The sequence below is a fragment of the Variovorax sp. V35 genome, from assembly GCF_041154465.1.
Classification (GTDB): domain Bacteria; phylum Pseudomonadota; class Gammaproteobacteria; order Burkholderiales; family Burkholderiaceae_C; genus Variovorax; species Variovorax boronicumulans.
This window is the reverse complement of the sequence record NZ_AP028666.1, coordinates 1530736-1556443: the sequence shown is the minus strand read 5'-3', so window position 1 is coordinate 1556443 and position 25708 is coordinate 1530736. Positions and strand designations below refer to the sequence as shown.

Here is a 25708-nt window from a genome sequence, read left to right as displayed (position 1 = left end):
CACTCACATCACCGGAGCCAATTGCAATGAGTCGATTCCTCGGCGAGATCCGCCAGCTGGGCTATGTCGTGCACGACATCGAAGCCGCCATGGACTACTGGAGCACCACGCTGGGCGTGGGCCCGTGGTTCTACAACCCCAAGGTGCCCATCAAGAACTACCGCTACAACGGCGAGGCGCACGAGCCGCACAACTCGGTGGCGCTCGCGAACTCGGGCTACGTTCAGGTCGAGCTCATCCAGACGCGCAACGACGTGCCCTCGATGTACCGCGACTTCCTGCAAGCGGGCCGCACGGGCCTGCAGCACGTCGCCTACTGGACCGCCGACTACGACGCAGACCTCGCACGCCTCACCGCGCAGGGCTTCAAGCCAGTGATGAGCGGAGAAGTGGGCGAGCGCGGCCGCTTCATCTACTTCGACACCGAGTACCACCCAGGCACGGTGATCGAGCTGTCGGAAGTGGCGGGGCCCAAGGGCAAGATGTTCGACCTGATCCGCAGCGCCTCTGAAGGCTGGGACGGCAGCGAACCGGTGCGCCCCTTTCCCGACCTGAGCAAGCTGTGACGATGGCGGCCGAACGCATCCGCGCGCGCTACCTGATCGAGACGCCGGTGGACCTGGCGGCCGTCGCCGAAGTGATGGCCGGCGAGCAATCGTGCGGCACCTTCACACGCGTGGAGGGCGAGACCGATGCGCTGCGCGAACGTGCGCGTGCGACGGTCGAAGCAATCACGGAGCTGGAACCCGTTGCATCACCGAGCCTGCCGAACGCGCTGCTGGAGCGCAAGGGAACGCGTGGGCCGTGGCGGCGTGCGCATGTCGATATCTCGTTTCCTGTCGCGAACATCGGCGCCAACCTGCCGACGCTCGCCGCGACTGTTTCAGGCAACCTTTATGACCTCGGTGAAGTGACGGGGCTGCGGCTCGAATCGCTGCATGTGCCGTCTGCCTATCGCGCGCAGTTCGAGATGCCGCGCGTCGGCATCGCGGGCACGCGGCGCGCCACGGGTGTGGCGAGCGGCGCGCTGGTCGGCACGATCATCAAGCCGAACGTGGGGCTCTCTGCCGCGGAGACTGCCGCACTCGTTGACCGGCTCTGCGCCGCGGGCGTGGACTTCATCAAGGACGACGAAGTCTGCGCCGACCCCGCGCATGCGCCGCTCTCAGAGCGCGTCCCCGCCGTGATGGCGGTCGTTCGCGCGCACCAGGAGCGCACCGGCAAGCACGTGATGGTGGCCTTCAACATCACCGATGAAACGGATGCGATGAAGCGCCACGCCGACCTCGTGGAGCGCGAAGGCGGCTCCTGCGTGATGGCCAGCCTCAACTGGTGCGGGCACTCGGGCATCCAGACGCTGCGACGCCACACCGGCCTGGCGCTGCACGGCCACCGAAACGGCTACGGTGCGCTGTCGCGGCATCCGCTGCTGGGCATATCGTTCCAGGCTTACCAAACGCTCTGGCGCCTCGCGGGCGTGGACCACATGCATGTGCACGGCCTGCAAGGCAAGTTCTCGCAGCCCAACAGCGAAGTCATCGAATCGGCGCGCGACTGCTTCACGCCACTGACCGATGCGGCGGACGACCGCGTGATGCCCGCGTTCTCCTCGGGCCAGTGGGCTGGCACCGTGCCCGCCACCTGGGCCGCCATCGGCAGCGACGACCTGCTCTTCATGGCCGGCGGCGGCATCCTCGCGCACCCCGACGGCGCGGAAGCCGGCGTGACCAGCATCCGCCAGGCGTGGTCGGCCGCGCGCGCCGGGACCACACTGGCAGACGCCGCGAAGCACGCGCCCGAACTCGTGCGCGCCCTCGCCTTCTTCGACAAGCCATGACGCCGGCCCCGGCTGTCGTCTACTACGGCGACGATTTCACCGGCGCGACCGACACGCTCGGCACCGCGGCCCGCGCGGGTCTGCGGGCCCTGCTGTTCCTGAAGACGCCCGATGCCGCGCTGATCGAGCGCGCGGGGCCGCTGGACGTGCTGGGCATCGCAGGCGCTGCGCGCGCGATGACGCCGGACGAGATGAAGGTCGAACTGGCCCCCGTCACCGCGCTGTTCCGCTCGCTCGGCGCGCGCGTGCTGCACTACAAGACCTGCTCGACCTTTGACAGCGCACCGCACATCGGCTCGATCGGCGTTGCGGTGCGCGCATTGGGCGGCGCGGTCGAACAGCCATGGACGGCGATCCTCGGCGGGCAGCCGAACCTCGGTCGGCATTGCCTGTTCGGCAACCTGTTCGCGGCAGCGGGCGCGGGCGGTGAAGTGTTCCGCATCGACCGGCATCCAACCATGAGCCGGCACCCGGTGACGCCGATGCACGAGGCGGATTTGCGGCGGCATCTGGCCGGGCAAGGTCTGACCGACGTGCATTCCATGCCGTTCACGGCGGTGTCGAAGGGCAGCGAGGCACTCGAGGCGGCGCTGCAACGCGCGCTTCAGCCGCCCTCGCCCGACACGCCGCCTGACGCCGTGCTGTTCGACGTGGCCGATGCCGCGCAGCTCGCGACCATCGGGCAGGTGCTGTGGGCGCGGGCACAGCGCCACACCATGCTCGCAGTAGGACCCAGCAGCGTGGTCGACGCGCTGGCGCCTGCGCTGGACTCACGCAACGGCACTGAGCCGACACAGCGCGTCGTCACGCCCGCGCCAGGTCCGGTGCTGGTGCTTGCCGGAAGCCTGTCGCCTGTCACGGCACGGCAGGTCGCTGCGGCACGGTCCTTCGATACCGTGTGGCTCGATGCGTCAGCGATGGCGCAGCGGGACGCCGCCACGCTGGAACGCCATGCGCGAGACATCGCGAACGGGCTCGCCAGCGGCCGCAACGTGCTGGCCTGCACCCGCCCCCTCAATCCGTTGCCGGCCGAGCGAGGCATCGATGCCCAAGCCCTCGCGCGCGCCGGTGGCGAACTCCTGGCCCGCGTACTGACCCTGGCCCCGCTGCAACGGGTGGGCATTGCCGGCGGTGACACCTCGAGCCATGCCGTGCAGGCGTTCGACGCCTGGGGGCTTTCGTACGTGGCGGACATCGGCGCCGGCACCTCATTGTGTCGCGTGCACAGCGACGACGCCGCGCTCGACGGCCTGGAGATCATGCTGAAGGGCGGCCAGATGGGCTCGGACGACGTGTTCGAGCGCCTGGTGCACGGCGCGTCCTAGGCGAGCGTCGCGCGGCTTCTCGAGAGAAAGAAAAAAGCCCGGCAACGCAGGACGTTGTCGGGCTTTTTGTCTGGTGCGCTTGTCTGACTCGAATTTACAACAGAGAACCGCATGAATGCTGAGTTTTCCTGATGAGCCAGGAAAAGGTACCGTCAAAAGTACCGTCATCTGCATTTGGCTAGGCGAACCCCCAAGCACGCCACCCGACCCGAGCTCTCCGCTGTCACTCAGCTTCGCTCGAACTGGATGATCAATGACCGCTGTCGCACTACTTGAGCGCGCTCACCAAGCTCGGTGGATACTTGGATCGCAAGGGCAATCCGCCGCTTAGCAACACCGTCATGTGGCGAGGACGGACGACGTACTGGCGTCGTCCTCGGACGGTGGATTGCGAACGAATTTGTGGGTCATCGAAAGATTGAGCCGACACTCCCAATCGGCTGGGATTGTCACCGGCCGCGATGAACAGTGCCGCCTCAACTAAACCCTCTTCGACGCTCAGTCGGTCAGGCGCCAATGAGCAGGCGCAGTTCGGAGCCGGTGTAGATCGGCGTGACCTTGAATCCCGGCACCGTGATGGCAGAGAACTGACCCGTAAGCGTGCCGGCGGTGATGAGCAACAGGGTTTCGCCCACCTTGGGCTGGCTGTCCGCTTTGAAGCTGACGTTCAGCGTGCCGGCTAGGGCCGCCACATTAGCGACCTTCAGGCGACCCGCATCGTTGACCCCCAGGTTCAGTTGCAGCGTTGCGCCGCCAGTCTGGGTGTAGGAGCCGTGCACCACCACGGCTGCGGTGGCGTTGCTGACTAGCGTGCCGCCGCCAGCGTAGACATTGCCCTGACCGAAGGCTGTGGCGCTGTCGGCCTGCAACGTGCCGGCCGTCAGCAGCGTGCCGCCCGCATAGCTGTTGTTGCCGCCCAAGCGTAGCGTGCCGGTGCCCAGCTTGTTCAGCTTGCCGTTGCCGCCGATGTTGTTGCGCCACTGATCGATGGCGTTGAAGCCACCCAGACTGGCGTCCATCGTCACAACCACGTCGCCGTTGAAGGCGCCGTAGCCGTCAGCCGCGTCAAACAGGTTCAGGCGGCCCCAGCCTTCGGCGTCGTCCATCACCGGGTAGCCTGAAGCGATGGCAGTGGTCTTGAGCACCACGCGGCGCTGCTCGGCGCTCAGGTAGGGCAGACGCGTTTCGAGCAGCACTTCAGCACCCTTGGGCACTACGGCGGGCTTGGTGGTGTCGGCGATCTGTTTGAACCCCAAGGTCAGGCGGCGCAGGTACTCGGCCTTGTTGGCGGCGTGGTCTGCGAAGCGATCGTCGGCCAGCTTTTGCGAATGCGCGAACTCATAGAAGGCCGTCGCGTCCTTGGTATCCGCTGCAGCCATCAGCACGGTTTGCGACTGGGCGAAGGCCGCGCTTCTGCGCGTGGCATTGCTGCCAGTCGCCAGGCTCGCGGTGGCCACGGCACTGCCATGAAGGCGCCCGCCGATCACGTCGAGCGGCGAGTGCATGCCTGCGAGAACACGGTTCTCGCCCATCTCCAGGCTGCGCGCCATCATTTCCTGGAAGCGCTGTGGCACGACGTAGGCAAAGGCGATGCCCTTACGCACGGCTTCGGCGGTGTGGCCACTCACGAACCCTCCATCGGTGACGGGCGTGCTGCTACGGGCCGACTCCAACCCTGGTGCGATTTTGACGCTGGCGCTCCAGCGCCACGGGCGCGCGTATTTATAGAAGCGCTTGGCCGGCTCCGTAGAGCCGTTTTCGCCAATGTTGTCCAGCAGATCGACTACGGTGCCAAAGGTGGGGTTGGCCGCGCCAGCGATGCCGACGTCCTTGCCACCGTCGGTGTAGAGCACGGTGGCCGCATCGGCCGGGACGCTGGTAAGCGTGGTGCTCTGTCCGGTGGCGGTGCGCCAGGCGGCCGTGAGCGGGCCCATACCGTCGCTGATGCTGAAGCCCTTGCCGCGCCGGTCGTCCATCCAGGCCGCCAAGTCGCCAGCCGGCGTGCGCGCGTTGGTGAGGTCGATCACGTACTGGATGTTCTGATTTAGCACGGCCGCATTGAGCGCCTTGCCGTCGGTGGCGCTGCCAGGGATGCCGGTCCAAGTTGTGCCGTTGATGGCCGGGAAGCCATCACGCGCCGCGGCTGTCACATCTGCATCCACCACTCTGGAGGTGGGCTCCCACAGGTCGAGGAAGCCCGCCGCCACACGCACGCCGGCGTTGGTTTGCAGCGTGGCGAAGCGGGCGTCGCCACGCTGGTTGGTGGCGACGTTGTCCACGAAGGGCGGCACGGTCGTTTCATTGGGCGCCGGCGCGCTGTCGACAAAGCCTAGATCTTTGGGCGGCCCCGCCACCTCGATCACTGGCGCTGGTGCGGACGTAGTGCCGGGAAGGAATAGCGGCGTGTTTTCGCTGCCGCCCCCGCAGGCGGACAGGCAGAGTGTGGCAACGAGGGAATAAGCAAAAAGGGAGCGAGGCAGGAAAACAGAAGGCATGAAACAGAGAAAGAGGGAGAGCAAAGTCGCGTCGACCCAACTCCGGGTCGACGCATACAGCCCGGAATTTACGAAAGCAACAAGTCACCGCAGTGAAACATCGCTCCAAAGAGCGTCCCCGGGACATGCTGAATATTCAAAGCCCAAACATGGACGGCAACGATTCTTTCCACGAAGGAGGTGCGGACGAAAACTTGGAGCACTTGGGGGAGTTCGTGTATTCATTCATGCGAAGACCTCATTCGAAGTACACCGACAAGCAGAAGAAGGCAACTATCGATACAGGCGCCACCAAGCGAACTGCATGTCTTCATCTCGGAGGCCATGCATCGTTTCATCAAGTAGGACGGCCTAGGAGTCTGCGCGGCAGAAGTTTTTGAGTTGCTCGGCACGCGCCGTTGCACCTTGCGAACGGCCCGAGGGCGTTGGCGTAACGTCCTGGGTGCCCATGGAACTGCGTGAGCCGCCCGACTCGGCCCGCCGGAAGCTGCCAGACACGCCTCAGCTTCTCTCTCTCGTTCTCATCTGGCCTGCAAGGCGCACATTCTTCGCAGGTTCAGCGCCATGCACACGAGCTTGAACTCGGCCTTGACCTTGTGCAGCCCGCGCAAGCTGAACTGCCCGAAGCCCAGCACACTCTTGATCCACCCGTTGGGCGCCTCCACGCTCCACTTTCTTTTCCGGTAGGCCGCTTGTCCTCGGGGCGTCTTCAGCCTGGCATCCATCTCAGCAGTGCACGGGTATCGCTCGGCGTCGATGTCCAGCGCCTGCTTGCCCTCTCGGCCCAGCGCCACGATCAGTTCGCTCGGACTGTCCTTGAGCTGCTCGAACACCGCCTCCGAACGGAATCCCGCATCGGCCAGCACCTGTCGTGCGTCTTCGCCCAGGTTGGCCCTCACTGCCGCCAGCAGCACTGGCAGGCGGTCACTGTCGGCGGCGTTGTTGCTCAGTTCTGCCGCCACCACGATCTGCGCGGCCTCGTCCACCGCCGTGTGGGCGTTGTAGCCATAGTCGTAGCCCCCGCCCGAGCGCTTCATGATGCGGCTGTCGCTGTCGGTGAAGCTCTCCTGGGCGCCGTCCTTGGGCACGCCGAAGTCGCGCTTGTAGCGTCCTCCCTTGGGCTTGCCGTCCTTGTCGCGGGGTTTGCGTTCGTCGTCCTTGCTGCGACCACGCGCCGCATCGGCTTCTTGCTGGCGTTGCTCCAGGCGCAGCTTGGCCTCGGTGATCGCCTTGAGCCGGTCCTCGCGCCGCTTGATCTCCCCGGGAATGTCCAGGTCCGGCTCGTTCTTCTCCAGATCGTCGGCGGCCTTGGCACGGTTGAGCAGGCCGTCGATCTGCGCCTTGAGCTCGCCCTCGGCCTTGACCATCCGGTCGTAGCTCATGGCCTTGTGGCGGCTGGCGTTGGCCTTGAGCTTGGTGCCGTCCACCGCCACCGTCCCCAGCTTGACCAGACCGCACTCGCGCGCCAGGCGCACCACCTGCACGAACAAGGCCGCCAACTCTTGCAGGTGCAGCGCCCTGAAGTCCGACAGTGTTCGGTGCGCCGGGTAGTTCTCCGCGGCCAGCACCCGCAGGGCCACGTCTTCGTGCAGCTTGGCCGCCAGCTTGCGCGAACTGAAGGTGCCCGTGGCGTAGCCATAGATCAGCACCTTGAACATCATGGCCGGGTGGAAGGGCTGGTTGCGCGCCCCGCCCTTGGCGTAGCGCGCATGGAAGGCGCTCAGATCCAGGCTGTCGACGCTGTCGCTGATGAAGTACGCCAGGTGCCCTTCGGGCAACCAGTCTTGAAGTGCATCTGGAAGCAGCCTTTGCTGTTGCGGCTCGTAGGGAAGGTAGCTGATCGGCATGCGCCCAAATCTATCAAGCCTCTGCGCGATCGTCGCGCTCTGCCGCGCAGGCTCCTAGTCCTTAGCACTCGGCTAGGACCGGAGCTCATGAGCACTATGTTGGCTCGCCATCGAAACGATGATCATCAGCAACGCCCGCTCCATCGCTCACTCTGAACGAGTCGCCCAATATCGCTGACCTGGGTGGATATCGCGGGTCACCGGTTCGAGGCTGAGTTACTCAGTGCGACGCACGGGGGTGCTTGCCTGAGAACGCAGCATGTGGCAGCTTATTTCGAAGGCGGAAAACGGAGTTGTTCTTTTCTCGGGTCTGACAGTCCACAACCATTGCGCAGTTCATTCAGGCAATGAACTCCAACATTCGTTGATACACCGAGAATCGATGCCAAATCTCTCTTGACTCTCGCCGCTTCCCTCGAATGCCGAAAAGGCCTTGGACTTTCGACATAGATCAGTTCGATATTTTTTTTCCGCACCGCCATTGAGCGGTGCTACGATTTCTCTCAACCACCCTTTAAATCTCCTCGCCAACCCTCAGCGGGTCTACTTTTATTTATTTTTTAGATGGAAAAATCCGCAATGAGTAAGATCTTCGCAACGGCGATCGCCGGGCTTTTCACTGTTGGCGCATACGCGCAGACGAATCCTGCCGAAATCGATCCCACAGGCAAGGGCAAAGCTGTTGATCGCGCCGAAGCTCGCAAGAGCGCTCAACCGGCCAGCCAGGTAAAAGCGACCGGTGGCGATCAAGCCACGGTCGCAGAAGGTAGCGGTGGAGTAACCGCTAGTAAGGCTTTGGATGCTGGCGAGGCGCGGAAACAAACGCGCGATGCGCGCCGCCCCGCCAAGAGCGGCGGCAAGAAACCAGTGCCTATTCAAGGCGGTACGCCCCAGTAATTCGAGTGAAAGCAATAAAAAGGCGCTACCCAATTCGACCTCAGCACGTGTTGCTGCAAGTCATTTTTCTTAGTAGGCGTATGTGCTGAATGCCCTTGCTGCAATCGGCTGCCGGTAGCGCGAGATTTTGTTAAATCTACAGGATAGTGGAGTCTCAGCTTTTGACTGAATACGAAGTAACACGCGCGCTCTTCTTGGAGCAGGAAGAACCGATGGGGGAAAACACTGCAGTGCTCTCAGGCAATTTTCCGTGGAGGCTGGGCCCTATTCGCACGAAAACATGCACCTGCGGCAGTATCGTGTGCCAGACACTTCACCAAAGAGTGACGGCTGACATGTCCCGCCGCTTGTTCATCGGGGGCATGGCGGCGACCTTGGCGCCGTTTGCCGTTGCGCAGAATGCTAGTGGGAGTGCCCAGCAGTTTAAGGACTCGGAACGCCCGTTGCTGCTGACGAATTTGCGGCTGTTCGACGGCTCCGGCAAGGCTGTGCGTGCTGGCGTGCACGTGTTGGTGCAAGGCAAGGTGATCTCGGCCCTCCCCCCAGCAGCGGAGAAAGTCGAGGGCGCTCAGATAATCGACTGCCAGGGCAAACTGGTGATGCCGGGGATGATCGATGCACACTGGCACACGATGCTGGCAGCGATCGAGCAGATGACAGCGATGACGTCTGATCTAGGTTATCTTTATCTGGCTGCAGCACAAGAAGCACGTCGTACGTTGATGCGTGGTTTCACTTCAGTACGCGATGCAGGCGGACCGGCCTTTGCACTCAAGCGTGCCATCGACGAGGGCATGGTGGTCGGACCGCGTATCTATCCTAGCGGTGCCATGATCTCGCAGACCTCGGGACACGGGGACTTCCGCCTGCGCAGCGACATTCCGCGCGCGGCCAATGACCCGCTGAGTCTGGTCGAACGGGTCGGTTTGGCCATGGTCGCTGACGGCGAGAATGAGGTGCTTCGCCGAGTACGCGAGCAACTAATGCTGGGCGCCTCGCAGATCAAGCTGCTGGCGGGTGGCGGCGTCGCTTCGCTGTACGATCCGCTGGACAGCATGCAGTTTTCAGAGCGCGAGTTGCGCGCCGGCGTAGACGCAGCCGCGGACTGGAACACTTATGTGATGGCGCACGTGTATACGCCCAAGGGTATCAAGCGCGCAATCAAGGCCGGCGTGAAGAGCATCGAACACGGCCAGTTGGCCGACGACGAAAGCGCGCGGATGATGCGCGACGAAGGCGTTTGGTGGAGCCTGCAGCCATTCCTCCAAGACGAGGACAGCAATGCATACCCCGATGCTGGGCGGCGCGAAAGCCAACGGCAAGTAGCCCAGGGCACGGTGAAGGCTTTTGAGTTGGCGCAAAAGTACGGAATTCGGACTGGCTGGGGTACAGACATTCTGTTCAATGCAAAAAATACACCGACACAAGGCAGGCAGTTGGCCAAACTGGTGCGTTTCTACGACCCGCTGACTTTGCTGGGTCAAGCCACTGGCATGAACGGTGAACTGCTAGCTCTGTCAGGCGAGCGCAACCCCTACCGTCGTCCGTTGGGACGCATCGCTCCCGGCGCGTTCGCGGATCTGCTGGTAGCTGATGGAGACCCGTCTGTGAATCTTGAGTTCTTAGCAGATCCGGAGAAAAACTTGCGCCTGATCATGAAAGACGGGAATGTCTATAAGAACACGCTGTAGGCCAAGGCAATGACCAAGCTGGCCGCTATGTGTAACCTCAGAAGCCCTGCAATATGGGCCATCGGACTGCTTTCCCTGACTTGTGCTTCCGCACAGACGTCGGTATCCGATGATCGCGAGAGTGAAGCTTGGCGCTTTCAACTCACGCCTTATGTTTGGATGACGGGCCTGGAAGGGCATATAAGCCCGTTCCAGGGCGCCCCCACAGCCCATGTCGACAAATCCTTCTCCGATGTGCTGAAGAAGCTGGATGCGGCAGCCTTCATCGCGGGCACGGCTCGCAAGGGGCAGATTGTTTTGCAGGGGGATTTCACCCATTCTTCAACCTCGGATGCTGCCTCCCTGCCACAGGGCTTTTCGGCCGTAGGCAAAGTGCGCCAAACCTCGTTGACTCTGATTGGAGGCTACAACTGGTCGACCGGCGCAGCCTCCAGCATCGATCTGATGGCAGGCATCCGACTGTGGGACATCAAAGCCACCGTACAGGTGCCTGGTCTAGTGACGATACGGTCGAACACATCGTTCGTTGACCCGATCGTGGCTGCTCGCTGGCGGTACGACCTCGCGCCGCGGTGGTCCACATTGATCTACGCAGATGCAGGCGGTTTCGGCTTGGGCTCGGACACCACTTGGCAAGTTCTAGGCTCGGTGAATTACCAACTCAGGGACAACATCTACCTGTCGCTGGGCTACCGGCATCTGGGCGTGAACTACCGTGATAGGGGAAAGCGCCTCGATTTCACGCTGGGTGGGCCGCTGATCGGCGCGACGCTCCGCTTCTGAGCATTGCGCGCGGCTTTCCCACCGCCTTACCCCATGCAACACAAGGCCGCAGCACCGCGCAAAAATTGCCTCCACACGATCTAATCTTGACCTCTAGAACCTGCACGGCACCCGCGTCGGTGTCAGGCAGACACGAGACTCATTGAAGCAGTGAACCGACAAGCCCGTCGATATCCAATTTTCCGTAGCGTAGAGCACTTGCCGCTGGGTAACACGAAGCGGAATCGGTGCTGAGGACTTCGCACCGCCGCTGGATCGGTTCGCGAGGCTCACGCTCAGGCCTCCGTGCGAGTCCCGTGGTTGAAACAGGCTTCAGCCTGCCTTGAGCTTCATGCCGGTGATCTTGCCCGAGCGCACCAGATCTTTGACGATGCCCATCGATGCCTCGACTGTGGCAACACCGACGTTGGCTGCCGTGGAGACGATCTTGACGCGCCCCACCCCAGAGGCACTCTGCACCTCAGCCATGACCTCCTCGTTGAACTTGCGTTCACGTGCGCTTCCAGGGCGGTTCGTGACAGGGTATTTTCCGAAGGCGGAATTTTTGGTGTCCAACTTGACCATCACCGTTAAGGGCTCATCGGCGTTTCCACCCCGGATCGCGCGGCGCAAAGCGGGATCGATCTGTTTTACGCGCACTCCGGCCTTCGTCCCTTGCGTGGTTTTGCGCGCAGGCGACCTCGAGGCGCGCGGGACGGCGCGCGAGGAGTTGACGACGACGGCGACGGGCTTGGCCATATACCACAAGACTATACGGCAGAAAGCAGGGCCCTGCCATCGAGTACGCCCGCGCCACCTCGGCTCACATCCCAGCCGGCCGGCTGACGCGCAGTGCGCTTGAGCAAGGCTTTCAACTGGGCAGGGGTAAGGTCTGGAGCGCGCTGGCGGATCAGTGCCAGCACACCTGCCACATGGGGCGCGGCCATCGAAGTTCCAGTCGAGATCGCAAATTCATCCCCCCTGCCTGCGGAGAGAACATCGACCCCGGGGGCACAAAGGTCCGGGCGAACGGCCCTGCGCACTGTGGCGCTCCCGCTGAACTTGCACACGCGGTTACGCCCGTCAACCGCCCCGACTCCGATGACGCCTGCGTAATTGCCCGGGCTGCTGGAGGTGTCCACGCCCGAGTTCCCCACTGCGGCAACTACGACGATGTTCTGATCTATCAACTCGCGAACCACACCGAGGTACGAATCGTTATAGCGGGAATCTCCGAAGCTCAGGTTCAAGACCTGCGGTCTTTCGCCGACGATCCAGTTCAGTGCATTCACGACGAGTTGATCCTGCTCGCCCTGGGAAGGGGCAGGCTGCGGGAATATCTGCACGCTCACGAGTTTGGCTTGTGGCGCGATGCCAACCTGCACCCCCTCCACGCGCTCCCCCACGAGGGTTCCGCCAGTGTGCGTTCCATGGTGGACTGAGGTGCCTACGTCGCTGTCGCGTGCGCGTGCCTTTCGAACCTTGGTGCCATCAGCGCCAAAGGCGGCATATCGGAACCGGCGTTCGGCTCGCATCTGCGCGAACACCGGGTGGGCTGCGTTGATGCCGGTGTCGAAGTGGCCGATGGTCATTCCTTGGCCCAGTAGATCGTCATCCCAGAGAGTAGGCACACCGATTCTGCTCAAGGTCTTTACCGGTCCATCGACCAGTGCTGCGGGTGCGGCCACTTGATACCTGAGCGGCAAGATCAGCGGTACGAATCGGGGCATTGCAATCACTTTGCGGACGCCAGGGACTTCGCTGACCTTGACGAGATCTGCGGAATTGACAGCCGCCATCACTGCGCCCAAATTCTCCAGCACCATGCCCCCACGTTCAGGCTCTGCGGCAAACCCCAACGGGACAGGCCCTCCGGCCCTCGACAGGTCGGTGCGGCAGCTCGGGTTGAGTAGAAGATCCTTGACAAGATCGTGGACATCTTGCGTGCGCTCACTCAGAGAGTGCAGGTTGGCGGCGATCGCCAAAGGGGCGGGACCTCGGTGTTGCGTCTTCTCAACGAGAACCAGTACGCCAACGCGCTCTCCGCGGCGTGCTGCACTTGCAACGCTGGAGTCGATCACTGCGGCCATGGCTTACACGGTGATCAGGTCAGATGGCTTGCGCAGGCGGCGGTAGATGTCCACCGTATCAAAGGCCAAAGGAGCAAGGCGGGTTGATCGCTTACGCGCATAGACGTCGACGGCTTGATCCGCCAGTGCACCAAACGACAGCCCGGTTTTCGCCTGAAGCTCGACAACCGTTGTTTGGTAGCCCTGGATTGCAGCAGGCACTTTTTCAAGGTTGACTGCCAGCGGCTCGACGCCTTTCGCCTTGAGAAGCCTCGCGACAGCCTCGTCTTGCTTGATGAAGAATGCCAGTGAGCGCAGTTCCGGCTTGGCCTTGCCGACGGTCCAGGCGACAACCTTCCAATACGCCAGTGGGATCTGCACCTTTCGCAGGGACGGATCTGCGTCGGTGAAGAGGCACCCTGAAAACACGCAGATGCGTGCGTCGTTGGCGTTGGCGGTGTCAAGCACATGGTTCTCGACCTTGGCCCACCACTGCTTGTTGAGCTTGGGCACCTGAGGCGCGCAGTTAGAAAAATGGAAGGAGTCGGCCTCGCCGCGCGCCGCCTCGGTGTCGTCCGCGCCCCATGCAGGATCCAATCGGCGCACAAGGTGCCCGCGTTCGAAGCCCGACTTCTTGTAGAAGGCATTGCCGACTTGGTAGGCGCCATAGGCGTTGTCGTCTCGATCATCGATCCACCACGTGTCGGCGGCCCGATCCCCCAGACGACGCTCGGTCGCGCCGTCGATGTTGACCGCGGTCCAGTAGGCCAACTTGCGGGAAGGATTCAGAAGAACGGAGAAGTGCTCATAGGCCAAGGCACCCAAAGTCGCTGTCTTCTTGAGAGCCTTACCGAGCGCTGGTGTGGGCACCCGCAATGCGAGGAAGTAGGGATCGTAGCCAGCGCGGTTCTCGTACTCGGGATCGCGTTTTTCCCAGGACAGCGGTGCGATCCGACTCGATTTCGACATTTCCGTCTCCTCGGCAAAGTGCTGCGGCGACGCCGCGATGTTGAATGTGAATCCAATGGTAGTGGGAATCTGAAGTTTTCATCTGTTGATGCGAGACCAACTTGGTCTCAGAATTCTGCACCGACTATGAACGATGACGTGCTCCCGGGAGGGACGATCCGGCCGCGGCCGAAGCGCCAAGACCGTTCTGGCCGACGACGGAACGCAGCACATCGGGGTACCGCGCGACCATGCTGGCGCCTTCGAGCCAGTGCTAATCCCAAAACACGAATGCCGCTTCAACGACAAGATCGAAATCATGCGCGCGCGATGACCTGCCACCTCCTGCCGTACCATCTATGACGAGGAAGTCCGGGGTTGCAAGATTAATTGATCGCGATGGTTGTTGAACTGGCTCGAACTGCATCGCCAGCGCGTTGGCGACGTAGCTCGGCGAACTTCGCCGGTGGTATTTGCTGGAAACTGCTGTGCGGCCTGACCTCGTTGTAGTCCCGCGTCCATGCCTTGATGGCCGATCTGGCCTGCTCCAGCATCTCGAACCATTGCTCGCCCAGGTATCTGAATGGCCGATGGGCAGGACAACGGCGCGACACAACGAGAGATCGCACGCGTCACGGGCATCTCGCGTCACACGATTCGCTTCTCTCAGAAGCAGTCCACCAGCCTCGACGATGTCGAGCCGCCGGCCACAGCTGGCGACGTGCCAGCGCGAACTGCCCCACCCTGGCCGCCGCCCCGGTCTCCCGGCGCAGCGCCGAGCAGCATCACGTCGGCATGCGAGCCAAACTGGGCATTCATCGAGTCGCAGTTGAAGCTCACCCACAACGTAATGGCTGTGTACCAGGATCTGGTGGACCAGTTCGGCTTCGACGGCGCCTACAACTCAGTCAAGCGGTTTGCAGCCAAGTTGCGCAAGCGCGAACCGCAGCAGTTCGACCGGTTGTCGCTCACGGGCTGCGTCAAGTCCACGCCGGTGAACCCGACGCCGACGGCCCCGGTGGCCTGCACCACCGTTCAACCCGCCGGGGATAAGGGCTTCGTGCAGTTCCTGGTGAAAGTGGACTGGAGGAGAAAAAGCTCTATCCGTCTGAAATGGAGGCAGGAAAGATAAAAAACAACTAAGAAAATGACCCAGGACCTCGCTGGAGGCGCTGGTACACCACTCAAGTTGCCCAGAACACTCTGACTTCAGAGAGTCGCTCGGTTGCAAATGCGAGCCTGATTCGGAGTCATAAAGTACATCGATCTTGTGCCCGTCTTGCTGAGGCAGAGCGCTTAGTGGTCGGCCTGAAGGTGCGGCAGTGCACTCAGCATGTTGAGCAATTCCTGTTGCCGGCCAGTGCGTGTTTTCGAGAAGATTGAGGCCAGATGACTGCGCACGGTGGGTAGGCCGATGCTCAGGCTGCTAGCCATCTGCGCGGGGCTCTGGCCGGCCATCAACAGGGGCAGCAGTCTTGCCTCCGCACGACTCAGCCCGAATGCATTGGTCACGAATTGGGTGGCCGCTTGGTTGCTGTGCTCGGGATCAGCCAGCACCAGCATCTGTGCGTTGCGTAGATCGCCGTTCGCGGTGGTAAGCGGTTGAGGCAGCGCGAACGCGAGCGCGACCAAGCCACGACCGCCCCTGCTGTTGGCCCCCATGTGCAGGCTTGCGCCACGCCCTGCGGCACAAGCACGGATGAGCACTGCGAGCTCGCCTTGGCGGGGCGTCTCGAAAGGCAGCCCGCCCATCCAACGGGCCAGCGCCGGTTGGCTGGCCATGCGGCTCACCGTCCGGTTTGCGTGATGAATGTGCAGTGCGGCATCCAGGAACACGACCCCGAAGTCCAGACTGTCCAGTCCGCCACGCATCACATCCAGTTGCTCGCGCAGACTGCGCTGGTTCCAATGCAGGGTAAAGGCGCGCAGCAGGTGCGGCAGCAGGCGCTCGAACAGGCGCAGATCGGCCTCGGAGAAGTCGACCGCCTCTTCCGGGCGAAAAAGGCTGATAAACATGGGCGGCGGGGCGCCCGGAGTCGATCCATCGGAGATCACGCCGGACATGGCATAGAGCGCCGGCATCCGGCGCATGAACTCGCGCCAGTACACGGTCTGGCACAACTCCGACGTGGGTATCACGTCGCTGGCGCGGCGCGCCACACCCGTGCGAAACAGGCCCTGCTCAATGCCGCGCAGCAAGGGTGCGTCGTGCGCCCACCAACGCTCCGAGTACTCGCGCGCCAAGCCTTCGGAATAGTTGTGCGCGGCATAGAAGGCCTTGTCGCACTGCCCTTCGCCCATCAGCACGAGCAGGCCGATATTGGCGTGAAAAACATCGCACAGATGACCGAGGAGTCGTCTCCAGGCACCGTCGTCGCCCACCGAGGCGTAGCACGCGTCGATCAGGCTCACCAACGCATCGGTGGTGTCGACGTCATCGGTACTAGGCCGTTTGGCCTGCGCGCTTTCATTCATGTGAATGATTTCTTTCTTCCACAGCGGGGCGAGTATCCGCCGCGTCGATCACATCAACCCGGGAGGATCATAGACATGAACTGCAGCGACAGGAACTGCAAGCGGGCTCGCCTGCGAGCCATCGCCATCTGCGTCGGGCTGGCCATGGTTGGCGCTCAAGCCATGGCCCAGTATGCCCAGGTCGAGGTGGATAGCGGGACAGACCGCACCCGCTACAGCGGCAGCGGCCCGCATTCGGCCCTCTCGCAGGGGCAGCCACGCGCGGCCGTCTTCGTCGATGCACCCGGCGCAGGGGGCACCCAGATCATCTCGACGCCGTCGTCGATCCAGATGGAAACCTACGCACCGGCGCAGTCGAACCCATCCTCCAGTCTCTTGCTCAACACGTCGGAGGTTCGCACCACAGCCGCCGATCAGGTCAGCGGCAATGCATCGACGGTGAGCGTGAGGCCGCAGGAGGCCTACATGAGCACCGTGAACGCGGCGACAGGAAACATCGCCGGCTCGAACACAACGCTCAACGGTACCTTCACGGGCGTACTGAACTCTGGCCTGGCACCGATCAGCGGACTCATGACCAGCGACGACGGAACCAACACCCTCGTGGGCAACACGAAAAATACCGGCACCTTGAGTGTGTTGGGCGTTAGTGCCACAAACGGCATTGTGAACGCCGGCAACATCGGCACCAGCACTCTGACGACCACCAGCAATGCAACGATCGGCGGTACGCTGTCCGTGACGGGCACCAGCACGACCCACGGCATCCTCAACACCGGCAACATCAGCACGGACACGCTGACCGTCACTGGCAGGACGCGAACCGCCGGCATCGACAACGGCGGGCAGACCATCACCAACGTGGCGCCGGGCGTGGCGCCCACCGATGCCGCCAACGTCGGCCAGGTCGATGCCATGGCCCAGGGTCTTGCGGCCACGACGGCCCAGCAGGCCGCCATCAATGCTGCCCAGCAGAACATCAACGCCACGCAGCAGCTGACCACTCATCGCATGCAGCAACAGATGTCCGAGAATCGCCGCGTGGCGGGTACCGGAGCGGCGGTAGCACTCGCTGCGGCTTCCGTTCCGGCCCTGGAGACTGGCAAACGGATAGGTGTCGGGCTGGGCGTTGCCAGCTACGACGGACAGTCCGCGATATCACTGAGCGTGGCGGCGCGCGTGTCAGAGCAATTGCAGCTCAAGTTCAACGTCGGCACGGGCCCCGGCGGCAAGGTCGGCGCCGGGGCGGGCGGCCTCTGGTCGTGGTGATACGCTGCCCGGCGGACCCGCCGTGGGGCATCTCTGGGGAGAGCTCAATCCCGAAGCCCCTGCCGACACCCGCCCGAAACCGATGCGGGGCTTGCCGTGACGACTGAGAACATCGCGCTACTCAGTCTGATCGTTTCTGGACTTTCCATCGTCCTCGCCCTGTTTGCGGTGTTTGGGCCGTGGCTGCCGTTATGGATGGGCAGGCACAAGATCACTGCACACGGCTCCCCCTTTCAATGCGACGACTACCTGACGCTGTCCATTTCCGTGAGCAACGTTGGCAAGCGCCCCGCTACCATCAGGTTTGTCCAGGTGCAGCTCCCGAGTTCCACGACGCTGAGTTTTCCGTTGCTCCCAATAGGGTCGGCCCATCTCGATGTCGGCGATATCGTTGAAATGGTAGTGCCGCGTGAGGTGGCCCACCACCTTTGGAAGGAAATTCCAGATCTTCACCACCTTGAATTAGCGGTCGTCGACTCGGCAAATAGACCTCATCCAATTTCCATCTCGGGACGGTCCACAAAGACCAAGGCGCTTCGCCAGTTGTGAATCCGCCGCAGGTTGAATACGTCGTCCATCCGGCAACTGATCAGCCAGCACCCGTCGACGACACGCTATTGCAAAAGAATGAGCGGTTCAACGCTGTTTCGTCGAATGCGGTCAGATTCATGAAACGGCGCGGGCGGGCCCCAAATGCGGAGCGCCGCAAGCCGTGGCGGTCGCAATCGAGGCGACCGTCATCGCACCATTGGCCGGTACGCAAAGTCGGAGTCGCTGGCAACCAGGCAGAAGGTGTCGATCTTGCGATCGAACACGGCCTCCATCGCATCGAAAGCCAGCGCGATGTCTGCGGTGTTCTTGCCGGCCGCCTGTTGGTACTGCAAGCATGGGGGAGTGCCAACCGGACCAGCGCCTCCCGCCACTTGTGGGCCAAGGTGCCGTGATTCCCGTAGCCGCGGCGCAAGACAACGCGGCCGAACTGGGCGATCACGCGCAATGCTCACTCAAGGATTTCCGGGGTGACGTTGTCGCAACGAACGAGGACTGCGACGCAGGTTGAAGCGCGGTCAGCATCGCGAGTTGGATGCCAATGGTCTCGACGCACTCCTCTTGATACCACTTGCCCTGGCTGTTGCCGAACACGGCTTCATAGCGCTGCAGGATCGGCGGCAGCCCGCTGAGAATTTCGGTTGTGCCCCTTCTCATTCCCGATGCCTGCACCTGCGAGACCGTAGAACGCCATCGCCGCGCTGTCAGCATTCAAGACGGCGTCGACGCTTCTGCCTCCTTCGCCGTGCAGCCAAAGAGGCCCATCGGGATACGCGATCTGTCGCTTTTCGGCTGCCCGCAACGCAAACACGTATGAGTCAAAAGGCTGGAACTCTAGATCGCCGGATAGGGCAATACGGGCAGCGCAGCGCGCCCACAGGCAGTCGTCGCAACGACAGTGCAAAGAACGAGGGTAGGGCGGAGTCGACGGATTCGCTTCGTGCCACCCAGTGCAATCGTTGGTAACCAAGAAGCCATCCCATATTCTCGCGGGGCGACTGGTGGAACTACCTACCGTTCGCCGTACGGCAATGCCAACCGATTGATCAGTCTTTCCGCTGCCCGATTGCGGATCTCAGACTTCAAAGTCCGACAAGGACTTTCCCGCAGCCAGGGCGTCAACCACCCATTTGGGCCTGCGTCCGCGGCCACCCGCCCAAGTCTCGCCATTTCCGTTGCGGTATTTCGGGAGAATGGCAACGTGGGTAACTTTGCGACCTTTGGTCGCGATGAGCTTCAATTCCGTCGCGGTGATGCCATACTCCACGATTTTTTCGCGTACTTCCTCGATCACAGTGTTGCGCTCCGCCGCGCGCAATCCCTCCACCTGCTTTTGCAACTGAGCACGTTGCTGCTCCTGCTGTTCGATTTGTAGCTTGATATCGGCGAGCGATGTCATTCAGATTCCTTCTGGATCAGTTCCGTGCTTGAGTAATTCCGCAATTCATTGCGGCACACGAATTGTGCTCGAAAAATCCCCAAAGCCATATCGCCAACTGCAGCCTGGTTTGGACAATCATGCATGCGCTCCTGCGCAGCTTGGCAGAACGCATCGCCCCTCTTCCGTCAATCCGAATCAGGCAGAACCGAATCCGAGGGCGCTCACCTTTCGCACTAGGACAGGGCAAGAGGGGACAGATCACTCATTGAACGGACTTCGTTGACCGCATGGACCTCTACTTCCTCTGATTTGATTCGTTCTCTCACACACTCGCCCCTTGCACTCTGTTGCCTGATAACTCGAGATGACTAACCTCACCTCCGGCGAGTTGATACCCATGCCCATAGACCGAGCGAAGGGTGAAACTATTCCCTGGATGAAGTTTTAGCTTTTTTCGCAAGTTCGAGGCACAAACATCAACCGTACGCGGCGCAGAATCATGTGCCCAGATCGTTCTCAGCAGCCAATCTCTCGTCAGTACACGCCCCATATTCCGAAAAAGCTCAAAGGCCAGCTTGAACTCTTGAGGGCTCAGATGCACCAAACTACCTTGATAGAGAACCGTACGACTTCTCACTCGAAAATGGTAGTCCTGCAGGATCAGATCTTGATCGCTTTGAGCTGAGGCGATTCGCCTCGCCATCATGCCAAGCCTCAGGCGCAGTTCGCGCAACTCGAAGGGGGCAAGCAAGAAATCCGTGAAACTCAAGCCGAGGTAATCAGCACTGATTCCCTGCAATTTCCAAAGGTCACTGTTGTGCAATAAGAAAATTGCGGACGCACATGTCAAGTCGCGAATGGCCCGAACCTGACTCAGGTACGAATCGCTCGCGTTGCGCAAAGAAATCAGCAGCAAGTCAAACTTCTCGCCACTGTGCAATCCGCTCTCAAGAGCCTGCAATGCGTCGAATGAGACAACACGACATCCGACGATAAATTCAACGCAATTTCGTAGAACTTCGCTGTCTTCTACCCCCTCAACGATCAAGGCAACGCGTAGCGCCTGAATTTTTTCTTCAACGTCATCGCACGAAGCATTGGCTCGGTTCATTGTCTTGAATGTCCCCACTTCTTAGCTGTGCAGACACCCTCTCGACCCCCACCTCGCCGACGCGCAGGCTGGCCACAACGCAGTCGACGCTTTTCAGCGTGCCGTCGTCGATCGCCTCTAGGCAACGCTCGGCCAGTCGCGTCGGCTCTTCGGCTCGTCGGCGGAGCTGCCGTACACAAAGGCCTTGAAGGGACGGCGCACGCGTGGAATCGCGAGACATGAGCTACGGGCTGGTGCGGCTGCCGGCGGCGCTCAGCGCGGCAGCAGGTCCAGGCATTGGCGGCGGCACCACGCGGCGCACGGCCCGGCTGTCGTCCAACACGACCTTGTATCGGCATACAAGATAGTTGGTCAACTGGGGCGTCTGGAACTTGAAGTGGTAGTCCCATCCACTCGGTGCCGAGCGCGCCACTCTGCCGCTTCAGCGCCTGCCCGAGCACGGCGAGCACCTGGGCCTGGGTGATGCCGGACTTGATCTCGCGAAAGCGCTGGAGCCGCGACACAACGCCGTCGCGCAGAAAGGGTTCCCTGAAGTCGAGGCGGCGCACCTCGACGTCGGGGTAGTCCAGATTGTCGGTGTTGCTCACGGGGCCCACGGAGGTGGCAGCGCTGAGCAGTGCGACGGCACACGAAGGCGGTAACAGCGGGTGATGCACACAGGTCTGATTCATGGCCTGCATCCTCTTGGGTCAGATGGGTCGTTCAACAACGCTCTGACAGATAGAGCTCGTCCTCCTCTCAGTCCACCTTCACCTGGAACCGCACGAAGCCCGTGCCGCCCGGCTCGACCGTGCCCATGAAGCGCCAGTCGATCACGCCCGTGGCCCCGGCGGGCTAGGCAGTGGTGCAGGCCACTGCGCACCGCAGGCGGTGCATTCGCCGGCGTGGTCTTGACGCAATCCGTGAGCGATGCCGGCGTGGTGCAAGTGGTCGCGCTCACGTGTCGATGCGAAAGGCGCAGTACGGCGACGCCGCACCCGATCAGGTAGCTGCGCACAGCGCTGGTCCGCGGCGCAATGAACTGCAGGTAGTCGTCGGCGCTGCCTTGCGCATCAGCATCGCTGATGTGAATCACCACCAGCGCCTCGGTCGCCTTGATCTGCGCGGCCGGCATGCTCAGCATGTCGTGCGACTGCGGCTTGATGAAGGACTTGGCGGGCTCGCGCAGCGCCTCGGCCTGTAGAGGAGTGTAGACTGCAACTGTAGCACTCCTAGTTGGCACGCACTCTCCCCAGCCTGTACCCTACACGAGAGACCGAGCGCAAACAAAAATCCCCTCCCGCAATCGAATCAAGCTTTTTGCGCAACCGAGACACCAAAACATCCAACGAACGACCGCCGCCTGGCTCAGCACATCCACGGGCCCCGCTTGGCAGCATCAATCGCGGGACAGGAGCATCAAGATGTCGAACCAGCACCCGTGCGATTTCAAACTCGCTCGGACTCAGAATGACCTCCCTGCCCGCGTACTCAACGGCCAAACGGCTGCGCGTCAATTGGAAGCCGTACGGGTCATGCCGCTTTCCACTGCCCCGGGGCGACGCCCCACCGCAGAGCGACAAGATTCGAGGAGCAACTTCCTCCCACCCCCAAGCGCCAAACAAGAAATCGTCAACATCAAGGATGGAAAATCCCGGCACCCCAAGTACGGCGTGCAAGTTGACTAGAACCATCACAGGAGCCATCGAAGCAGAGTTTGAGCGAATGCCAAATACAAGCTCCGGCAACGCACACCCCACCTCATCCACCATCAAGAGAAACAGCGCGATACCAGACATCGACGCAACCGCCAGCAGGTCCTCTTTGTGCTGCACGCAAACCAAGTCGAAACCCGCATCTTTCAGCCGCCGGCGCAGCCAGTCAACCTCCTCATGCGAGCTCATCAACAACACAATCCGGCCGTTCATTTGTCCCATCGCATTTCTGTAGTCCATCCTCACGAATTGCTTGTCAGAACGTATCAATCAGCAGATCAGACGCCACACTCGATCAAGGCGCAACTTGAGCCAGTCACGGTTCGTGGCGGAGTGAATAATCTTGGATTTGTTTGGTCATTATTACAAACACAGGTCGTGTGGACAAATAAGAAGATGACCTGTTGTGGGACAAAGTTCACAAAGGCTGTTGAATTCCACCGATCCCTTCCCCGAAACTTCCATCGAATACTGACCCATCCACTTTGTGAGCCTGAAGGCTTCACGATGTGGGGAAGTGCTTGATGTTTTCCTTTTTAGATTGGGATGTGTAGGTTTGCCGCAGATTGCGCCGCTGTTTCCGCGATTTGGCTGCCTCGATCGCGACTCAGAGCGCCAGCTCGCCAACGTGGCTGTCGAGCTTGCTTGAGTTTGCCCGCTTGGCGTAGCGCGGCGTTTCTTCGCCGGCTCACAGGCACTTCTTGATGATGTTGCGAGACAGGCCTGCACGCCTGGCTATCTCGCGAATGGGCGGCTGCTCGCGCAGGGCCCGGCGTCTGATGACACTCCATGTCGCCACATCCGTCACTCCCAGGAGCCTCTGCTTTAAAGATCAGCTGAGTACGGTTTTTACGTGAGTCAGCCTTTGACGGAAATTAGTGAGTTAGCTGGGTCAATTTTCAGTAGCAATCAACAAACGAAGCACAATGGAAACCAATCGTGAGCGCATGTCCAGCGCCAAATCTCGCGCCGCCCCCAAGAAAAAGGCCGATGGCGTGGCGCCGACTCTCCGCGCTCAAGGCTTGCGGACCCGCAACGCGCTGGTGGACGCCGCCAGAAAGCTGCTGCTTGCCGAAGGACCTCTCGGCTTTACCTTACGACGTGTGGCCGACGAAACAGGCGTGAGGATCAGCAACGTACAGTATTATTTTTCGGGTCGAGCGGAGTTGTTGCGCGCAGTGATGAAGCCCTTACTCGACGAGTACGTTGTACTAATCCAAGAGGCGGAGAAAAATTCCTCTACCCCTGAGGCTGCAATAGCGGTTCTGGACGCAATGCTAGACAGTGTTATTGAGCATGCAGAGCATGAACAAAAAGTCATACTGATTCCCCACTTCTGGTCGATGGGCGTCGCGGACAAAGAGTCGGCGCGCGTGCTCAGCGAGGCGTATGAAGCCTTGATCTCAGGTGTCGCAGGGTTGATCCGCCGCGCCTATTCGGTCATCCCTGCAACTGAAAGTCGGCACCTAGCGGCAGTCCTGATCAGCTTGAGCGACGGTTTATTCGTGCAACTGGGGATAGCTCGTCAGGATGACGCGTCCATTCGTGAGATAGCAGTGCGCGTCCGGGAAAGCGCTCACTTGCTATTGGCCCATGCTGCAGCTGCCGCTACGGCGTCGTAGCTGTTCGATGTTGAACCCAAAGGCCCGAATCTAGGAGATGGGAGCTGTGGCCGCGGCAAGGAGGCCTTTTCGAGAAATCACCTCAATGGGATCGCCGCCGCGCCTGATACCCAGGGTCGCCGATTGGGCGACCACAATGCCACCTGGTACCCCAAAAGTCGAACTCTGCACGACCGCACGTGTCGTCCCATCAGTCGGAGTCGCGCCAATCGACGCCTCAGACCGATGCGTGCAGGCCGCGTGGCATCTGCATGGCGTGGCCGTGCTGCGCGGCTTGGAGCTGGAGCGATTGCTTGGTCGCAAAGTGCGTACGGAACTATCGAGCATCTGCACTCATCTGAAGATGGCCGCCCCGATCCTGGATCGAACATGTCCCGCAAGCCTCATATGCGTGGACCCGATGGACGCCTGCCAACTGGCTCGTGGCGAGCGTTGGGCTCGCTTCGAGGAAGTCGTCGCGATGGCGCGCGGGCCGGTCATGAAAATTTCACTAAGCATGGCCAACGTCGCGCGAGGATTCCGCGCCCCACACCCGTCGAGCATGTCGTTGCCCTGCTCGCGGTAGATGGGCTTGAGTTAAGAGAAGATTGCGCACCAACTCAAGCGCTCGTTCTCGATCGCAGACCACCAGTTTCGTTGCTCGCGCAGCAAGCTCAGCGGGAGTTCCACGGCCAGACTCGTGAACCTAGTGTCAGTTCGACCTTCGCACTGAACTGCGGTCGCGTCGCTTGCACGGACTCGACCTTGGAAAATCTTACGGTCCAGACCACCGAAGTCCAGGCTCTTTCCCAACTCTTGGACGAGCTTCCCGCGGGACCTTAGAATTTTCGAGAAACGGAGAGAACCAAGCGATTGCTATCTACAGCACGAATCTTGTTGTTTTCAACAACCTGGAAGAGTTCCCGCACCTTGGTCTTGGGAATCACGTACTCGATACTCCAATTCATATCCCACCGCTTGTGAAGCAGACCGATCGAATAGTCGCTGTAGTTGGCTTCCTTGAAGTTCCTGATGCGTTGGGTACCTGCGTGCAGCTTCAGTGAAGTCCGATCAGTCAGCGCGAGCTTGTAGTCAAGATCCAGGAGCCAGCTCCCGCGCGAGTTGTGATCACCGCGCGCATAGCAGTCAAGGGCTTTACTGGGATCGGCAGACAAGGCCAGTAACGTCCCGCATACTGATCCAGTGTTGACGCCGCGATAGTTCTTCGAGATCACATTAAGGATGCGGCCTTCAAGTGCACCCCAACCGACCTCAAGCAATGCGTAGGACGTGTTGTACTTGCTAGTCCTCACATCCGCTGCCACCCCGGTGTTCACATCAAAAGAATGCGGAGCATCAAACTTCGCGCCAGGAAAAACCTCTGTGGCCACACCCAACCCAAAGTGCCATCCCTCGGGATCCCCAAAGCGATAGCCAGAGCCAAGCAGCAGGGCATAGCCATCGCTTCCCAGGTTGACCTTCCTGCTGACCGTGGTCAACTGGGCCAAGGCGATCACACCACTTTCATGGGCAAACTGCACACCCAGCTGGATCGCAGGTTGATTGAACGATTCGGAAATTCCCCGATTTCTCTGGTCGCTGAGCAACTTGACCTCGGTCTCCAATGAATAGCTGGCAGTTTCATCGGCATACGCGGAGGCGGAAATGACGACGAGCAGAAAACTCGCAGCGACCATTTTCAGCAAGGAGCGGTTCATACGCATTTTTCTTTCGGAGGAGTGAGTGATGATGGGGGA

The 25708-nt window shown here is 61.2% G+C and carries 23 protein-coding genes and 3 pseudogenes; 12 read left to right on the top strand and 14 right to left on the bottom strand.

Features of this window, described 5'->3' with window-relative positions:
- Positions 1–26: 26 nt before the first annotated feature.
- From ACAM42_RS07110 to ACAM42_RS07100, 3 genes are read left to right on the top strand one after another with little or no spacing between them, the layout of a single operon-like run.
- A complete protein-coding gene (locus ACAM42_RS07110; RefSeq protein ID WP_101490957.1) occupies positions 27–566 on the top strand; it encodes a VOC family protein in 540 nt (179 codons plus the stop codon).
- A 2-nt stretch (positions 567–568) separates the two neighbouring features.
- On the top strand, positions 569–1837 hold the full coding sequence (locus ACAM42_RS07105; protein WP_369631565.1) for a ribulose-bisphosphate carboxylase large subunit family protein: 1269 nt from the start codon (positions 569–571) through the stop codon (positions 1835–1837).
- Positions 1834–3162: a four-carbon acid sugar kinase family protein gene (locus ACAM42_RS07100; RefSeq protein ID WP_369631564.1), complete on the top strand. Its 1329-nt coding sequence runs from the start codon at positions 1834–1836 to the stop codon at positions 3160–3162. Before ACAM42_RS07105 ends, ACAM42_RS07100 begins: the two co-directional genes overlap by 4 nt.
- 506 nt (positions 3163–3668) lie before the next feature.
- On the opposite strand, the gene ACAM42_RS07095 is transcribed toward ACAM42_RS07100, so the two are convergent.
- Both ACAM42_RS07095 and ACAM42_RS07090 read right to left on the bottom strand, forming a co-directional pair.
- Positions 3669–5657: a phosphatase PAP2 family protein gene (locus tag ACAM42_RS07095; RefSeq protein ID WP_369631563.1), complete on the bottom strand. Its 1989-nt coding sequence runs from the start codon at positions 5655–5657 to the stop codon at positions 3669–3671.
- 521 nt (positions 5658–6178) lie between these two features.
- Positions 6179–7504, bottom strand: coding sequence for an IS1182 family transposase (locus tag ACAM42_RS07090; protein ID WP_369631562.1), 1326 nt, complete (start codon positions 7502–7504; stop codon positions 6179–6181).
- A gap of 579 nt (positions 7505–8083) precedes the next feature.
- Here ACAM42_RS07090 and ACAM42_RS07085 point away from each other — a divergent pair.
- The 3 genes from ACAM42_RS07085 to ACAM42_RS07075 all read left to right on the top strand — a co-directional run bounded on the left by ACAM42_RS07085 (position 8084) and on the right by ACAM42_RS07075 (position 10875).
- The gene (locus ACAM42_RS07085) at positions 8084–8401 is read left to right on the top strand and encodes a cell envelope biogenesis protein TolA (RefSeq protein ID WP_369631561.1); all 318 of its coding nucleotides are present in this window, start codon (positions 8084–8086) and stop codon (positions 8399–8401) included.
- 335 nt (positions 8402–8736) lie between these two features.
- On the top strand, positions 8737–10092 hold the full coding sequence (locus ACAM42_RS07080; RefSeq protein WP_369631560.1) for an amidohydrolase family protein: 1356 nt from the start codon (positions 8737–8739) through the stop codon (positions 10090–10092).
- Between the two features lie 9 nt (positions 10093–10101).
- Positions 10102–10875 carry a hypothetical protein gene (locus ACAM42_RS07075; RefSeq protein ID WP_369631559.1) on the top strand — a complete coding sequence of 258 codons (774 nt, stop codon included), beginning with the start codon at positions 10102–10104 and terminating at the stop codon, positions 10873–10875.
- A 312-nt stretch (positions 10876–11187) separates the two neighbouring features.
- Here ACAM42_RS07075 and ACAM42_RS07070 read toward each other — a convergent pair whose 3' ends face one another.
- The 3 genes from ACAM42_RS07070 to ACAM42_RS07060 all read right to left on the bottom strand — a co-directional run bounded on the left by ACAM42_RS07070 (position 11188) and on the right by ACAM42_RS07060 (position 13892).
- Positions 11188–11613 carry a hypothetical protein gene (locus ACAM42_RS07070; RefSeq protein WP_369631558.1) on the bottom strand — a complete coding sequence of 142 codons (426 nt, stop codon included), beginning with the start codon at positions 11611–11613 and terminating at the stop codon, positions 11188–11190.
- Between the two features lie 11 nt (positions 11614–11624).
- Positions 11625–12839 carry a S8 family serine peptidase gene (locus ACAM42_RS07065; RefSeq protein ID WP_369631557.1) on the bottom strand — a complete coding sequence of 405 codons (1215 nt, stop codon included), beginning with the start codon at positions 12837–12839 and terminating at the stop codon, positions 11625–11627.
- Between the two features lie 108 nt (positions 12840–12947).
- A complete protein-coding gene (locus ACAM42_RS07060) occupies positions 12948–13892 on the bottom strand; it encodes a DNA/RNA non-specific endonuclease (protein ID WP_369631556.1) in 945 nt (314 codons plus the stop codon).
- 166 nt (positions 13893–14058) lie between these two features.
- On the opposite strand from ACAM42_RS07060, the pseudogene ACAM42_RS07055 reads away from it, so the two are divergent.
- A pseudogene (locus ACAM42_RS07055) lies at positions 14059–14184 on the top strand (IS256 family transposase); the annotation flags it as partial.
- Between the two features lie 73 nt (positions 14185–14257).
- Here ACAM42_RS07055 and ACAM42_RS07050 read toward each other — a convergent pair.
- Positions 14258–14485, bottom strand: a complete 228-nt coding sequence (locus ACAM42_RS07050) for an integrase core domain-containing protein (RefSeq protein ID WP_369632737.1) — start codon at positions 14483–14485, stop codon at positions 14258–14260.
- Between ACAM42_RS07050 and ACAM42_RS07045 the strand changes: the two genes are divergently transcribed.
- Complete coding sequence (locus tag ACAM42_RS07045) at positions 14455–15003, top strand: hypothetical protein (RefSeq protein WP_369632840.1); 549 nt, start codon at positions 14455–14457, stop codon at positions 15001–15003. The genes ACAM42_RS07050 and ACAM42_RS07045 overlap by 31 nt on opposite strands.
- A gap of 164 nt (positions 15004–15167) precedes the next feature.
- Here ACAM42_RS07045 and ACAM42_RS07040 read toward each other — a convergent pair whose 3' ends face one another.
- The gene (locus tag ACAM42_RS07040; protein WP_369631555.1) at positions 15168–16346 is read right to left on the bottom strand and encodes a helix-turn-helix transcriptional regulator; all 1179 of its coding nucleotides are present in this window, start codon (positions 16344–16346) and stop codon (positions 15168–15170) included.
- 75 nt (positions 16347–16421) lie between these two features.
- Here ACAM42_RS07040 and ACAM42_RS07035 point away from each other — a divergent pair, with 75 nt between their 5' ends.
- On the top strand, positions 16422–17615 hold the full coding sequence (locus tag ACAM42_RS07035) for a YadA-like family protein (protein ID WP_369631554.1): 1194 nt from the start codon (positions 16422–16424) through the stop codon (positions 17613–17615).
- A 96-nt stretch (positions 17616–17711) separates the two neighbouring features.
- Positions 17712–18164 carry a hypothetical protein gene (locus ACAM42_RS07030; protein WP_369631553.1) on the top strand — a complete coding sequence of 151 codons (453 nt, stop codon included), beginning with the start codon at positions 17712–17714 and terminating at the stop codon, positions 18162–18164.
- Positions 18165–18370: 206 nt separating this feature from the next.
- On the opposite strand, the pseudogene ACAM42_RS07025 reads toward ACAM42_RS07030, so the two are convergent.
- From ACAM42_RS07025 to ACAM42_RS07010, 4 genes and pseudogenes are all read right to left on the bottom strand, one after another.
- A pseudogene (locus tag ACAM42_RS07025) lies at positions 18371–18720 on the bottom strand (NYN domain-containing protein); the annotation flags it as partial.
- Entirely contained in the window at positions 18603–18875 is a 273-nt protein-coding gene (locus ACAM42_RS07020) for a hypothetical protein (protein ID WP_369632839.1), read from the bottom strand. The pseudogene ACAM42_RS07025 and the gene ACAM42_RS07020, both read right to left, overlap by 118 nt.
- A 364-nt stretch (positions 18876–19239) precedes the next feature.
- On the bottom strand, positions 19240–19563 hold the full coding sequence (locus ACAM42_RS07015; protein WP_369631552.1) for an H-NS family nucleoid-associated regulatory protein: 324 nt from the start codon (positions 19561–19563) through the stop codon (positions 19240–19242).
- 304 nt (positions 19564–19867) lie between these two features.
- A complete protein-coding gene (locus ACAM42_RS07010) occupies positions 19868–20656 on the bottom strand; it encodes a response regulator transcription factor (RefSeq protein WP_369631551.1) in 789 nt (262 codons plus the stop codon).
- A 940-nt stretch (positions 20657–21596) separates the two neighbouring features.
- On the opposite strand from ACAM42_RS07010, the gene ACAM42_RS07005 reads away from it, so the two are divergent.
- Complete coding sequence (locus tag ACAM42_RS07005; protein WP_369631550.1) at positions 21597–21839, top strand: hypothetical protein; 243 nt, start codon at positions 21597–21599, stop codon at positions 21837–21839.
- Positions 21840–21867: 28 nt separating this feature from the next.
- Here the strand turns inward: ACAM42_RS07005 and ACAM42_RS07000 are convergent, their stop codons facing one another.
- Together ACAM42_RS07000 and ACAM42_RS06995 are read right to left on the bottom strand one after the other, a co-directional pair.
- Positions 21868–22590 carry a winged helix-turn-helix domain-containing protein gene (locus ACAM42_RS07000; protein ID WP_369631549.1) on the bottom strand — a complete coding sequence of 241 codons (723 nt, stop codon included), beginning with the start codon at positions 22588–22590 and terminating at the stop codon, positions 21868–21870.
- A gap of 370 nt (positions 22591–22960) precedes the next feature.
- A pseudogene (locus ACAM42_RS06995) lies at positions 22961–23158 on the bottom strand (IS21 family transposase); the annotation flags it as partial.
- Between the two features lie 118 nt (positions 23159–23276).
- Here ACAM42_RS06995 and ACAM42_RS06990 point away from each other — a divergent pair.
- Complete coding sequence (locus tag ACAM42_RS06990; protein WP_369631548.1) at positions 23277–23972, top strand: TetR/AcrR family transcriptional regulator; 696 nt, start codon at positions 23277–23279, stop codon at positions 23970–23972.
- Between the two features lie 818 nt (positions 23973–24790).
- Here the strand turns inward: ACAM42_RS06990 and ACAM42_RS06985 are convergent.
- Complete coding sequence (locus ACAM42_RS06985) at positions 24791–25669, bottom strand: TorF family putative porin (RefSeq protein WP_369631547.1); 879 nt, start codon at positions 25667–25669, stop codon at positions 24791–24793.
- Between the last annotated feature and the right edge of the window lie 39 nt (positions 25670–25708).

What these genes read in the sequence shown, in the direction of transcription:
- ACAM42_RS07090 (WP_369631562.1), bottom strand. Translation starts at nt 7,504, where the DNA reads ATGCCGATCAGCTACCTTCCCTACGAGCCGCAACAGCAAAGGCTGCTT.
- ACAM42_RS07040 (WP_369631555.1), bottom strand. Translation starts at nt 16,346, where the DNA reads ATGAATGAAAGCGCGCAGGCCAAACGGCCTAGTACCGATGACGTCGAC.
- ACAM42_RS07105 (WP_369631565.1), top strand. Translation starts at nt 569, where the DNA reads ATGGCGGCCGAACGCATCCGCGCGCGCTACCTGATCGAGACGCCGGTG.
- ACAM42_RS07020 (WP_369632839.1), bottom strand. Translation starts at nt 18,875, where the DNA reads ATGCTGACAGCGCGGCGATGGCGTTCTACGGTCTCGCAGGTGCAGGCA.
- ACAM42_RS07035 (WP_369631554.1), top strand. Translation starts at nt 16,422, where the DNA reads ATGAACTGCAGCGACAGGAACTGCAAGCGGGCTCGCCTGCGAGCCATC.
- ACAM42_RS07085 (WP_369631561.1), top strand. Translation starts at nt 8,084, where the DNA reads ATGAGTAAGATCTTCGCAACGGCGATCGCCGGGCTTTTCACTGTTGGC.
- ACAM42_RS07015 (WP_369631552.1), bottom strand. Translation starts at nt 19,563, where the DNA reads ATGACATCGCTCGCCGATATCAAGCTACAAATCGAACAGCAGGAGCAG.
- ACAM42_RS06985 (WP_369631547.1), bottom strand. Translation starts at nt 25,669, where the DNA reads ATGAACCGCTCCTTGCTGAAAATGGTCGCTGCGAGTTTTCTGCTCGTC.
- ACAM42_RS06990 (WP_369631548.1), top strand. Translation starts at nt 23,277, where the DNA reads ATGGAAACCAATCGTGAGCGCATGTCCAGCGCCAAATCTCGCGCCGCC.
- ACAM42_RS07075 (WP_369631559.1), top strand. Translation starts at nt 10,102, where the DNA reads ATGACCAAGCTGGCCGCTATGTGTAACCTCAGAAGCCCTGCAATATGG.
- ACAM42_RS07045 (WP_369632840.1), top strand. Translation starts at nt 14,455, where the DNA reads ATGGCCGATGGGCAGGACAACGGCGCGACACAACGAGAGATCGCACGC.
- ACAM42_RS07100 (WP_369631564.1), top strand. Translation starts at nt 1,834, where the DNA reads ATGACGCCGGCCCCGGCTGTCGTCTACTACGGCGACGATTTCACCGGC.
- ACAM42_RS07010 (WP_369631551.1), bottom strand. Translation starts at nt 20,656, where the DNA reads ATGAACCGAGCCAATGCTTCGTGCGATGACGTTGAAGAAAAAATTCAG.
- ACAM42_RS07080 (WP_369631560.1), top strand. Translation starts at nt 8,737, where the DNA reads ATGTCCCGCCGCTTGTTCATCGGGGGCATGGCGGCGACCTTGGCGCCG.
- ACAM42_RS07070 (WP_369631558.1), bottom strand. Translation starts at nt 11,613, where the DNA reads ATGGCCAAGCCCGTCGCCGTCGTCGTCAACTCCTCGCGCGCCGTCCCG.
- ACAM42_RS07110 (WP_101490957.1), top strand. Translation starts at nt 27, where the DNA reads ATGAGTCGATTCCTCGGCGAGATCCGCCAGCTGGGCTATGTCGTGCAC.
- ACAM42_RS07060 (WP_369631556.1), bottom strand. Translation starts at nt 13,892, where the DNA reads ATGTCGAAATCGAGTCGGATCGCACCGCTGTCCTGGGAAAAACGCGAT.
- ACAM42_RS07000 (WP_369631549.1), bottom strand. Translation starts at nt 22,590, where the DNA reads ATGGACTACAGAAATGCGATGGGACAAATGAACGGCCGGATTGTGTTG.
- ACAM42_RS07095 (WP_369631563.1), bottom strand. Translation starts at nt 5,657, where the DNA reads ATGCCTTCTGTTTTCCTGCCTCGCTCCCTTTTTGCTTATTCCCTCGTT.